Consider the following 12,027-nt stretch of genomic DNA (forward strand, 5'->3'; position numbering starts at 1 on the left):
TCGGACTCCAATGAGAATGGACGGGAACGCGGATCAGGCGAGCGCCGCGGCGGCCTTGGCCACGTCGTCGGGCGTGTTGACGGCGAGGCCTTCGACGCCGTCGGCGATCCGCTTGACGAGACCGGTCAAGACCTTGCCGGAGCCGATCTCGACGAGACGCGTGACGCCGTTGGCGGCGAGCCACTGGACGCTTTCGCGCCAGCGCACCGTGCCGGTCACCTGTTCGACGAGGCGGCGCCGGATGTCCGCCGGATCGCTGATCGGAGCCGCAAGCACGTTGGCGACGAGCGGCACGATCGGCGCCTTCAGGTCGACCTCGGCCAGCGCCGCCGCCATGGCGTCGGCGGCCGGCTGCATCAGCGCACAATGGAACGGGGCGGAGACGTTGAGCAGCATCGCCCGCTTGGCGCCGCGGGCCTTGGCCAGCGCGACCGCGCGTTCGACCGCCGCCTTGCTGCCGGAGACGACCACCTGGCCGTCGGCATTGTCGTTGGCGGCCTGGCAGACTTCGTTTTCGGCCGCGGCGGCGGCGACCTCGGTGGCGGTGGCGAAGTCGAGACCGAGCAGGGCCGCCATGGCGCCCTCCCCGACCGGCACGGCGGCCTGCATGGCGCGGCCGCGAATCTTCAGGAGCCGCGCGGCGTCGGCGATGGTCAGCGAACCGGCCGCGGCCAGCGCCGAATATTCGCCGAGCGAATGGCCGGCCACATAGGCGACCGGCCCGCCGATGCGGACACCATCGGCTTCCAGCGCCCGGAGCGCCGCCAGGCTGACGGCCATCAGGGCCGGCTGGGCATTCTCGGTCAGCGTCAGTTCGGCCTCGGGTCCGTCCCACATCAGCGCCGAGAGCTTCTGGCCGAGCGCCGCGTCGACCTCCTCGAACACCGCGCGCGCCGCCGGCACGGCCTCGGCCAGCGCCTTGCCCATGCCGACCGCCTGGCTGCCCTGACCCGGAAAGGTGAATGCCGTCGTCATCGCTCGCGTTCCGCCCTGGCTGGATTTTGGCGCGATCAAGCGGAGATACGGAAGCGAGTCAAGACGAGGCACACCGTTTTCGAAGGCCGGGTCCGGAATATCACGCTCAGATCGTGAGCGTACCGGCCTTGGCGGCCGCGTAGCGCTCGGCGACCTTGTCCCAGTTGACGACGTTCCACCAGGCCTTCAGATAGTCGGCGCGCTTGTTCTGATACTTCAGATAGTAGGCGTGCTCCCAAACGTCGTTGCCGATCAGGACGCGGGCGCCATCCATCAGCGGGGTGTCCTGGTTCGGCTTGGCGACAATCGCCAGCTTACCCTCGCGGGTCACCGTCACGAACACCCAGCCCGAGCCGAAGACCCGGGTGCCGGCGGTGTTGAAATCGGTCTGCAGCTTGTCGAGCCCGCCGAGATCGCGCTCGACGGCGGCGGCGAGTTCGCCCGACGGGGCACCACCCTTGCCGCCCATGATCTGCCAGAACATGGTGTGGTTGGCATGGCCGCCGCCATTGTTGCGCAGCGCCGTGCGCATCGCGTCCGGCATCTCGCCGAGCTTGGCGAGAATCTCGTGCAGCGGCAGCTTGGCAGCCTCGCCGTTCTGGGCGAGCGCGGCGTTGAGGTTCGAGACATAGGCCGCATGATGCCGATCGTGATGGATCTCCATCGTCATGGCGTCGATATGCGGCTCGTTTGCGGCCGGCGCATAGGGCAGCGGATCGAGCTTGAACGGCCCCGCGGGCGCTTGCGCTCGGACGCGGGTGCCCGTGCAGGCGGTCAGCGTGAGGGCAGCCGCGCCGAACAGCATGCCGCGGCGGGTGGTCAGGACGTTGGTCATGGTCGTCTCCTCCACGGCCCGTCTTCGGTTGGGCCTGTCGACGAAGAAGCTACCGCGGCAGGGCCGAAGCACAAGACCGGAGCGCGCGCTTCCCGCACCCGGTCGGTCTCCTCTGCCGAAAACGACCCTTTTCCGGCCGAACTGTTCTGCTATCACGGTCAGCCGATCGAACGAGCCCCGACAAGACGAGGAAACCCCATGCCCGCCTACCGCTCGCGCACGACCACCCACGGACGCAACATGGCCGGTGCCCGCGGCCTCTGGCGCGCGACCGGCATGAAGGACGCCGATTTCGGCAAGCCGATCATCGCAGTGGTCAATTCCTTCACGCAGTTCGTGCCCGGCCACGTGCACCTGAAGGATCTCGGCCAGCTGGTCGCCCGCGAGATCGAGCAGGCCGGCGGCGTCGCCAAGGAATTCAACACCATCGCGGTCGACGACGGCATCGCGATGGGCCATGACGGCATGCTCTATTCGCTGCCCTCGCGCGACCTGATCGCCGACAGCGTCGAATACATGGTCAATGCCCATTGCGCCGACGCGATGGTCTGCATCTCCAACTGCGACAAGATCACGCCCGGCATGCTGATGGCCGCGATGCGGCTCAACATCCCGACGGTGTTCGTCTCCGGCGGCCCGATGGAGGCCGGCAAGGTCGTGCTGCGCGGCGCCAATCGCGCGCTCGACCTGGTCGACGCCATGGTGGCGGCGGCGGACGAGAAATACACCGACGACGAGGTCAAGGTGATCGAGCGGTCGGCCTGCCCGACCTGCGGGTCCTGCTCCGGCATGTTCACCGCCAACTCGATGAACTGCCTGACCGAGGCGCTCGGCCTGTCGCTGCCCGGCAACGGCTCGGTGCTCGCCACCCATGCCGACCGGCGCCGCCTGTTCGTCGAGGCCGGCCACCTGATCGTCGATCTCGCCCGCCGCTACTACGAGCAGGACGATGCCAGCGTGCTGCCGCGTTCGATCGGCGGCATGACGGCTTTCGAGAATGCAATGACGCTCGACATCGCCATGGGCGGCTCGACCAACACCGTGCTGCACCTGCTCGCCGCCGCCCATGAGGCCGAGGTGGACTTCACCATGGCCGACATCGACCGGCTGTCGCGCCGCGTGCCGGTGCTGTGCAAGGTCGCCCCGTCGGTGCCGGACGTGCACATGGAGGACGTCCATCGCGCCGGCGGCATCATGGCGATCCTGGGCGAATTGGAGAAGGCCGGCCTGGTCGACACCAACGTGCCGACCGTCCATGCCGAGACGCTCGGCGCGGCGATCAACCGCTGGGACATCAGCCGGACCAAGTCCGAGACGGCGCTCAAGTTCTTCTCGGCCGCGCCGGGCGGCGTGCCGACCACGGAAGCCTTCAGCCAGGAGGCGCGCTGGGAACCGGATACCGATCGCGCCAAGGGTGCGATCCGCTCGGTCGAGAATGCCTTCTCGAAGGATGGCGGCCTCGCCGTGCTCTACGGCAACATCGCGCTCGACGGCTGCATCGTGAAGACCGCCGGCGTCGATGCCTCGATCCTGAAATTCACCGGCCCGGCCAAGGTGTTCGAGAGCCAGGACGATGCCGTCAAGGGTATCCTGGGCGGCAAGGTCCAGGCCGGCGACGTGGTGGTGATCCGCTACGAAGGTCCGCGCGGCGGCCCGGGCATGCAGGAAATGCTCTACCCGACCAGCTACCTGAAGTCGAAAGGTCTCGGCAAGGCCTGCGCGCTGGTCACCGACGGCCGCTTTTCGGGCGGCACCTCGGGCCTGTCCATCGGCCATTGCTCGCCGGAAGCGGCCGAGGGCGGCACGATCGGTCTGGTCGAGGACGGCGACACCGTGGCGATCGACATCCCGAACCGGACGATCAATCTGCTGGTCGCCGACGAGGTGCTGGCCGCCCGCCGCACCGCCCGCGAGGCGGCTGGCTGGAAACCCGCCAAGTCGCGCCCGCGCAAGGTGACCGCCGCCCTGAAGGCCTATGCGGCCATGGCGACCAGCGCCGCCAGGGGCGCCGTGCGCGATGTCGAGCAGCTGACCCGCAAGTAAGTCTTGCCGGGCGATCGCACGCTGCGCGATCGCCCGATCGGGGGCATCGGACCGGACGGCGCGGCGGGAGGCCTCGGCTTCCCGCCGCGCTTGCGTTCCGGCAGGTGCTCAGCCTGCCGCGATCAGGGCGGCGATCTGGCCGACCAGCGCCTCGACGTCCAGCCGCCAGTCCGACGGCTCGTCGGGCACGCCGCCGATATCGATGTGCCGGCCGCGCAGTTCGGCCGCGAAATCGATCACCGCCTGGTTGACCAATAACCGGGTCGCCAGCGAGATCACCATCGTGCCCGGGCGCGCGAACAGCGCCATGTGCAGGGCGGAGCCGTCGAGGCCGGCGACGATCTCGGCATTGCGGATATGGGCGATCTGCCGCTCGACGCTCAGCTCTTCGGGATAGATGACCTTGAAGCCCAGTGCCTCCGCGAGACGGGCCTCCAGCGCGCGCTCATTGACCGGCGTCGGCCGAGTCGGCGTGAAGCGCGATCGGGACAGGTAGATCCGGCGATGCGCCTCGACCGGCGGCAGCGGCATGCGCCGCACGATGCGACGGTAGACATCGTGAAAACCGGCCCGGATGCTCTGGCTGATCGCGATCGTCGGCTGCGGCACCAGCAAGTCCTCGCACAGCATCGGCCCCCGCACGACCACGATCCGCCGCCGCCCGAGCCCGGCGGCGAGGAGCAGCGGCCCGAGATAGGACCAGGATTCGTCCATGCGGTTTGCCGGTGACTGGACCTGATGGAAAACCACCGGCCGCCGATCGCCGGGATCCGGACAGGCCCAGAGCCGACCGGGCAGTTCCAGCAGGTTGTGGCCGAACTGCGGATAGATCAGGCCGCCATAGACGGCCGGCCGCCGGATGACGCGGATCGGTACGAACTGGGCGGGATCGATCGCTTCAGGCGCGAATGCCAGGCTTTCGGTCCGCCGCGCCGAAATGGGCACCACGAAGCCGTGGCGATCATAGACCGCGGACGCGTAGGTCTGCTCCCAATGCGGCACCGCCTTGGGCGCGATCGGTGGCGTCAACGGCAACAGGGCCCCGTCCACCCGCACCGCGGTCGGCACTTGGCGATAACCTTTCGGAATGTCGGCGATCGCCCGCCGCTGCCGATCGAATTTAGAGGTTTCGAAGCCGATCAGACGAATCCAATCCGAAAGCCCGGTCAGATCGGCTCGCGGCAGGACGGCCGGCATGACGGACGGGCCGTCGGCGACACGATCGATCGCTGCCTCAATCGGCGCCCGATCCGCCTGCCCGCGCGGCGCCGTCCGGCCGCGCGCAGACGGCGCAGCCCCCCCGATTTCCGCTTGCATGAATAGGTCACCGATCGTCTCGCCGTCGAAACCCTTGACAGCCAAGCGTCATGTTAAACGATACGCAATGCAAACAGAAACATTCGGGAAGCGGGAGGCACGCCTCGGCGGGGACGGCGCGGCGAGTGTGTCTCGGAAGCAACAACGCGGCGTTGGCAATCCAGATACTCGCGACGCGGCGCCAGTCGCCCCCGCACCGGAAGCGGCCATTGGGTCCCCGAGCGGCCGGCAGCCGGTATGGTCACGAGGCGGCTACAGCCAGCGGCGATAGGTCTCGAAGTCCCGCGCATAGAGCCGCGCGATGCGCTCGCGCGCCGCGGGCGTCAACAGGGAGGCTTCTTCCGGCCATGGGTCGTCCCCCCTGGCATGGCGGATCGTCAGCAATGTCTGATCGTCGGCGCCGGTCGCCTCGATGCGCGCGGGCCGCCGTCTCGCTTCGAGCGAATGCAGCCAGGAGATCGAGGTGAAGTCGGTCGCCTTCAGTCCGAGCCGGCGTTCGACTCGGTTCAGTTCCTTGAACAGATTCTGTCGCGAGACGTTGATTACCGTGTCCGGATCGAGATGCTCCTCGATCGGGTGCCATTGCTGCCGGAAATGCGGATCGCAGGATACGACCCCGACATGCTCCATGTAGGTCAGAAAATCGGACAACGAGTAGCCTCGAACCCGGTGCAGGCGACCATGCGCCCAGTCCATCGAACCGGCAGCGTTAAGGCCGTAGATCAGGGAATGGCGGTAGCTGGACAGGAAGCGCGAATAGGGGTCTCGAAATACCCGGACGATCCGATAGGTCGACAGGTTGCGGGCGACCGCCGCCTTGGTCTCCGGCGAGACCTCATAGACCCCGGTGCGATGATCATGCGGCCACGCACTGCGGGCGCGGACATCCTCCAGACGACCCGTAATCCCGGCGAACCAGGTGTAGACGGTCGTGCAGGCCGATTTCGGCGACCATAACACCATCAGCTTCAGGTGAGGGTCGATCAATGGCAGATTGGTGCTGCGCAGGATGCGCGGCTGCCCTTTCGGCAGCGGTAACTCGCGCCCCCAGAACCGCAACCATTGCCGTTTCGAAATCATCGCCTGACCGCCTCTCCGACTCCGCTGCCATGGCATGACCACGCGATCGGCAACAGGACGAATGAACCCCTAGTCCAGGCGGACACCGGATCGCAAGGGAGGCGCGGCCTGCCGAGCCGGCGCGCCGGTCGCGATTGGCGCTTGCAATCCGGCCGGGTTTCTGTAGAACCCCCGAATTCCGTCGGGCACCCGGCCGGGGGCTGAACGGACGGTCATGCGCGCGTCACGGCATCGTGGATCGCGTCTGACAGGAGCAACAGACGTGCTCCGTCGTCCGGTGTCTCCGCTCTCCGACAGCTGAATTTCTTTCCGTGTGTCCTCGTCCGGGGGCTCCGGGAGGCTTGGCGCCGGTGCCCGATGGCGACGAGGAAAGGTCTGAATATCCATGGCGCTCTATGAGCACGTCTTTATGGCTCGCCAGGACGCATCGCCCCAACAGGTCGACGCCCTGATCGAGCAGTTCAAGTCCATCATTGAATCCAATGGTGGCAAGATCGCGAAGGTCGAGAACTGGGGCCTCAAGTCCCTGGCCTATCGCATCAAGAAGAACCGCAAGGCCTTCTATGCGCTCCTCAACATCGACGCCCCGTCGGCGGCGGTGGTCGAGCTCGAGCGCCAGATGCGCATCAACGAGGACATCCTCCGCTTCATGACCATCCGGGTCGAGGCGCACGAGGAAGGCCTCTCGGCGATGATGCAGAAGCGCGACCGCGACGACCGTCGCGGCGATCGCGACGACCGCCCCGGCGGCCGTGACCGCGACCGTGGCGATCGCGGTGATCGTGGCGACCGCCGCGGCCCGCCGCGCGACCGTGCGCCGCGCCGTGAGGAATTCGTCGCCGCTGTCGAAGCCGAGGAGAACGACTGATGGTCGACATCAACCAGTTGCCCACCCGCCGTCCCTTCTTCCGCCGGCGCAAGACCTGCCCGTTCTCGGGCGCCAACGCCCCGAAGATCGACTACAAGGACGTGAAGCTGCTGCAGCGCTTCATCTCCGAGCGCGGCAAGATCGTGCCGAGCCGCATCACGGCGGTGTCGACCAAGAAGCAGCGCGAGCTCGCCCAGGCGATCAAGCGCGCCCGCTTCCTCGGCCTGCTGCCCTTCGTCATCAAGTGACGGCAGCCGCAAGGCTCTGACCATCGGTGGCCCCGTCGCGACGGGGCCACATCTCTTTCGAAGCCCGTTCCGGTCCGGCGCCTCGGCGGCGTGGTCCGGAACCGGCTTCGAAAGTCGCCGGGCGGTTCGTCTGCCCCGGCCTTGAGAATGATCGCGCGCCGCAGCCGGCCGATTCGAACAGGCTGCCAGATTTGTCGGGTTGGGGCCCTTGCGGCTCCTAACCGCTCGAAAGGCGGGACAGCTGGACGATGCCCATGCTCGCATCGCCCTATGCACTGATGATGGCGCTCGGCTCCGGCCTGGCGTCCGCGGTGCTGTTTGCCTCGGTGATCGCCGGCACGACGCTGGCGCTGCCGCTGTTCATGATGTCGGCGCTGCCGATCGTGATCGCGGCGCTCGGCTGGGGCACGCGGGCCGGCATCCTGGCCTCGATCGTCGCCGGCGCCGTCGTCGCGGCCGGCCTGACCGGGCTTTCGGCCGCCTCCTATCTGGCCAATATCGCCTTCCCGGCCGTGTTCGCCTCGCACCTGATCGGCCTTGCCCGGACCGAGGGCGACCATGTCGAATGGTATCCGCTCGGGCGCGTCCTGGTCGCCTCGGCGCTGATCATGGCGGTGCTGGCGGTGATCATCGGCAGCGTCTACGGCTATGCGCCCGAAGGCATGCTGCCGCGGCTCGCCGGCATGTTCGCCGAAATGTCGCGCGCGCCGGGTGATACCACCCCGATCGAGACGCTGCGCGTCCAGTACGAGCCGGTCGCCCGGCTGACGCTGCGCATGCTGCCGGTGGTCATCCCGATCGTCTCCACCGTGGTGCTGGTGCTCAATCTGTGGCTCGGCGCCAAGGTGGTGGCCCGCTCCGACCGGCTGGCGCGGCCGTGGGAGGATCTGTCCGCCATTCGGGCGCCAGGCAGGCTCGGGGTTGTCTACGCGGTGGCGGTCGCCGGAACGGCCCTGCCGGATCCGGTCGGCCTGTTCGCCGGACCCTTCTTCGGCGCCCTCTCGGCCGTCTACACGCTGATCGGCCTCGCCGTGATCCACCACGTCACGCGCGGCACCGGCCCCCGGCCGATCGTGCTGGCGACCGTCTACGGTCTCCTGTTCCTGATTCCCTTCGCGGCCCTGGTTCCGATCCTGATCGGGCTCCTGGACCCCGTGTTCAAATTTCGCGAAAGGCGGCGCAACGGCCCGCCCGCCGCGACCTGACAATCCCGCGCATTCGAAGGAGAGAAGCCATGGAAGTCATTCTGCTGGAACGCGTCGGCCGCCTCGGCCAGATGGGCGACATCGTCCGCGTCAAGGACGGCTATGCCCGCAACTTCCTGCTGCCGCGCCACAAGGCGCTGCGCGCCACCAAGGCCAACAAGGAGCGCTTCGAGGGCCAGCGCGCCCAGCTCGAGGCCCGCAACCTCGAACTGAAGAGCGAAGCCCAGACGATCGCGGAGAAGATCGACGGTCACGTCTCGATCGTGATCCGTTCGGCCGGCGACATGGGCCAGCTCTACGGCTCGGTCTCCGCGCGCGACATCGCCGAACTGCTGACCAAGGACGGCTTCTCGGTCGACCGTTCGCAGGTCGTCCTGCACACCCCGATCAAGACCATCGGCCTGCACAACATCGTCGTTGCCCTGCATGCCGAGGTCCAGGCCAAGGTCGTCGTCAACGTCGCCCGCAGCCAGGACGAAGCCGAGCGCCAGGGTCGCGGCGAGGAAGTCCTCGCCCGTGAGGAGGATGTCTACGAGCGCGAAGTCGGCCCGATCACCGACGAAGAAGGCTATTCGGACCTCTGAGTCCGGATCGGCGGCGGCCCTCGGGCCGCTGCCCCGCTCCACTCTGCCAACGCCTCCGGACCGGGCCGCCCCCGATTCGGAGGCGTGTTCGTGCCTGCACGGCCGCTGCGGGATGGCTAGCCCGGGCCGCCGGCACTGGCCCGGAAAACCCGATCGCCGTTAACGCATCCTTTCCGGATTGCGCGTCATTTTCGCTCCATGATGCGCTCAGCCCCTGGTATTGCGTTGCTGATCGGCGCCTCGCTCCTGCTCACGGGTTGCGGAGGCCTGTTCGGATCCTTCGGGCCGGCCCGCCAGGCATGGCGGGGCGCGGCCGAGAAACAGTGCCTCGCCTCCGGGCGGGTCAAGGTCTCCGCCTATGTCCAGCCGATGGGCGAGGCGGACGGCCCGGGCAATTGCGGCGCGGACAATCCGTTCCGTGTCTCGGGCGCCCTGGACGGTCAGGTCGGCATCCGCCCGACCGCCACCATCAACTGCCCGATGACCGCCGCCCTCGACGACTGGCTGTACAATGTCGTCGAACCGGCCGCGATGCAGACCCACGGCCAGCCGGTGGTCGAGGTCAAGCTGCTCTCCTCCTACAGCTGCCGCCGGATCAACGGCGCCGCCTCGGGTTCCATGTCCGAGCACGCCTACATGAACGCGCTCGATATCGGCGGCTTCAAGTTCGCCGACGGCAAGGACATCAGCGTCAAGAACGGCTGGCGTTCGCAGGATCTCGCCACCGTCACCTTCCTGCAGGAGGTCGGCGAGCGATCCTGCCTGATCTTTAACACGGTGATCGGCCCGGACGGCGACATCCACCACCAGGACCATTTCCACATCGATCTGGCCAACCGGCGCAGCGGCCGATACTGCAAGGGCGGGCCGGTTCGCGGCGGCACCGGACTGATGTCCTATATGGGCGGCGACAAGTCTTTCTTCCGCAACTCGCCCTTCTTCGGGGTGCTCGCCGACAGGCCCCTGCCCGGCCACGACCCGAACCACGACGACTGACGACTGACGGCAGCCGCAGCGCCGTCGTCTTCCGGCTGTCGTCTTCCGGTCACCGTCGTCCCGCATCAGGACCGAGCCCGCCGGGACCGGCCGGCACCAGCCCGCAGAAGGGATCGACCGTGAACGGACAGGTGATGCAGCGGTTCGACACCGGACGGGAGGCGGCGCTGGCCCTGCGCCCCGATCATCCGGTCTACTGCTTCCGGCCCTCGGTGCTCTACGCCGATACCCGGGCCTTCCTGAAGGCCTTCCCGGGCAAGACCGCCTATGCGGTCAAGACCAACGGCGAACCGCTGGTCCTGGAGACGATCGCGGCGGCCGGCGTGACCGCCTTCGATGTCGCCTCGCCGGCCGAGTTCGAGGCGGTCGCCGCCGTCGCGCCGAAGGCCGAGCAGCTCTACATGCACCCGGTCAAGGCGCAGGCCGATATCCGCCTGGCGCTCGAAGGCTTCGGCATCCGCACGCTGTCGCTCGACCATCCGGTCGAGTTCGACAAGATCCAGCGCATCGTGCAGGCCTTCGATATCGATCCCGGCGAGGTCAACCTGTTCGTCCGCCTGCAGACCCGCGGTGCCGCCGCCTACGAACTCTCCAAGAAATTCGGCGCCGCCCCGCGCGAGGCGACGGAACTCGCCCAGCGCATCGACCGCCAGGGCTTCCGCGTCGGTCTGTGTTTCCATGTCGGCAGCCAGGTCGAGGATGTCGAGACCTATGATGCAGCGCTGAAGGTCGCCGCTCAGGTCCGCGCGCAGGCTGGCGTGCCGCTGGTCGGGCTCGATATCGGCGGCGGCTTTCCCGCCCCCTACGGCCGCGATCCGCGCGGCGCGCAGCGTCCCGTGCCCGATCCGGTCTCGCTGATCGGCGAGATCGGCGCGGATCTGCGCCGCCACGGCTTCGGCGACCTGCCGCTGGTGGCTGAGCCGGGCCGGGTCATCGTCGCCCGTTCCCTGTCGGTGATCGTGCGGGTGCTGCTGCGCGACGGCAAGCGGCTCTACATCAATGACGGCATCTGGGGCTCGCTGTCGGACAGTTGGACCGGCAAGATCACGCTGCCGGCCCGCCTGATCCCGGATCCGGCCAGGAAGCGCCGCGCCGGCAACCCGAACAAGCTCGACGATTTCCGCATTTGCGGCGTCACCTGCGATTCCGTCGACATCCTGTCCCGGCCGTTCTGGCTGCCGGAATCCGTCGATACCGGCGACTTCATCGAGATCGGCCATATCGGCGCCTATTCGCTGTCGCTCAGGACGCGCTTCAACGGCTTCTATCCGGACACCATCGTCGAGGTCGAACATCCTTTCGAGGACGATCGCGATGGTCTGGAAGGCTTCGCCAATGTCGAGACCTGGGGCGAGGCGACCGTCGAGCCGGTCAGCGGCACCGAAGCCGTCTGAGCCGGTCGCAGAAGAAGAAAGGCCCGGCGCTCGATCCCTTGCGGGAGAGCGCCGGGCCTGCGGACGCCTCAAAATGCCGCCCGCCACTACCGTCGGTCAGACAACGCCGCTTCGCCGCACCGGTTCCCGACCGCTCGCCATGATCCCTGTCCCGATCGATGGCGCCCGATCGATAGCGACGGGCGCACCACAAGTTGTACACATAGACGTGACGCCGCTGCGGCGGGCGGACGGAAACCATCCTGACTCCGGAGTGTTGTATTGATAAGTTTCACGATGGAGCCAAACCATGTGGCCAATGAATAAGCCAGAAGAACTAAAGCTAAGCTTGAGAATGCGAACGATCTATCCGCCGGCCGATTCCGGCGCGATGCCGGGGCGGATGACCGCACTGTTGGACAGACTGTCAGAGACGACTCGCCCGGTCGACGCCGAGGATCGCCGCCGCAGGAACACGGAAGCGATGACTGCCAATGGCAGTG

General features: G+C 67.7%; 11 protein-coding genes. 7 read left to right on the plus strand and 4 right to left on the minus strand.

Annotated features, from left to right (window positions below; genetic code table 11):
* Nucleotides 1-33: 33 nt before the first annotated feature.
* Together fabD and KL771_RS11630 are read right to left on the minus strand one after the other, a co-directional pair.
* Nucleotides 34-975: an ACP S-malonyltransferase gene (fabD, locus tag KL771_RS11625; protein WP_261968723.1), complete on the minus strand. Its 942-nt coding sequence runs from the start codon at nucleotides 973-975 to the stop codon at nucleotides 34-36.
* 106 nt (nucleotides 976-1,081) lie between these two features.
* Complete coding sequence (locus KL771_RS11630; protein ID WP_390866594.1) at nucleotides 1,082-1,810, minus strand: superoxide dismutase; 729 nt, start codon at nucleotides 1,808-1,810, stop codon at nucleotides 1,082-1,084.
* Between the two features lie 198 nt (nucleotides 1,811-2,008).
* On the opposite strand from KL771_RS11630, the gene ilvD reads away from it, so the two are divergent.
* On the plus strand, nucleotides 2,009-3,853 hold the full coding sequence (gene ilvD / locus KL771_RS11635; RefSeq protein WP_261968724.1) for a dihydroxy-acid dehydratase: 1,845 nt from the start codon (nucleotides 2,009-2,011) through the stop codon (nucleotides 3,851-3,853).
* Nucleotides 3,854-3,961: 108 nt separating this feature from the next.
* Here ilvD and KL771_RS11640 read toward each other — a convergent pair whose 3' ends face one another.
* Nucleotides 3,962-4,888 carry a glycosyltransferase family 61 protein gene (locus KL771_RS11640; protein WP_261968725.1) on the minus strand — a complete coding sequence of 309 codons (927 nt, stop codon included), beginning with the start codon at nucleotides 4,886-4,888 and terminating at the stop codon, nucleotides 3,962-3,964.
* 534 nt (nucleotides 4,889-5,422) lie between these two features.
* On the minus strand, nucleotides 5,423-6,250 hold the full coding sequence (locus tag KL771_RS11645; protein ID WP_261968726.1) for a sulfotransferase family protein: 828 nt from the start codon (nucleotides 6,248-6,250) through the stop codon (nucleotides 5,423-5,425).
* Nucleotides 6,251-6,635: 385 nt separating this feature from the next.
* On the opposite strand from KL771_RS11645, the gene rpsF reads away from it, so the two are divergent.
* The 6 genes from rpsF (at nucleotide 6,636) to KL771_RS11675 (ending at nucleotide 11,545) form a co-directional block, all read left to right on the plus strand.
* The gene (gene rpsF, locus KL771_RS11650; protein WP_261968727.1) at nucleotides 6,636-7,118 is read left to right on the plus strand and encodes a 30S ribosomal protein S6; all 483 of its coding nucleotides are present in this window, start codon (nucleotides 6,636-6,638) and stop codon (nucleotides 7,116-7,118) included.
* Nucleotides 7,118-7,366 carry a 30S ribosomal protein S18 gene (gene rpsR / locus KL771_RS11655; RefSeq protein ID WP_054361040.1) on the plus strand — a complete coding sequence of 83 codons (249 nt, stop codon included), beginning with the start codon at nucleotides 7,118-7,120 and terminating at the stop codon, nucleotides 7,364-7,366. Before rpsF ends, rpsR begins: the two co-directional genes overlap by 1 nt.
* Nucleotides 7,367-7,614: 248 nt before the next feature.
* Nucleotides 7,615-8,571, plus strand: a complete 957-nt coding sequence (locus KL771_RS11660; protein WP_261968728.1) for a YybS family protein — start codon at nucleotides 7,615-7,617, stop codon at nucleotides 8,569-8,571.
* 29 nt (nucleotides 8,572-8,600) lie between these two features.
* Entirely contained in the window at nucleotides 8,601-9,155 is a 555-nt protein-coding gene (gene rplI / locus KL771_RS11665; RefSeq protein WP_054361038.1) for a 50S ribosomal protein L9, read from the plus strand.
* Nucleotides 9,156-9,353: 198 nt separating this feature from the next.
* Entirely contained in the window at nucleotides 9,354-10,151 is a 798-nt protein-coding gene (locus KL771_RS11670; RefSeq protein WP_261968729.1) for an extensin-like domain-containing protein, read from the plus strand.
* A gap of 134 nt (nucleotides 10,152-10,285) precedes the next feature.
* Nucleotides 10,286-11,545: an ornithine decarboxylase gene (locus tag KL771_RS11675; protein WP_261968926.1), complete on the plus strand. Its 1,260-nt coding sequence runs from the start codon at nucleotides 10,286-10,288 to the stop codon at nucleotides 11,543-11,545.
* Nucleotides 11,546-12,027 lie beyond the last annotated feature (482 nt).

This window comes from Prosthecodimorpha staleyi (genome assembly GCF_018729455.1).
Lineage (GTDB): Bacteria > Pseudomonadota > Alphaproteobacteria > Rhizobiales > Ancalomicrobiaceae > Prosthecodimorpha > Prosthecodimorpha staleyi.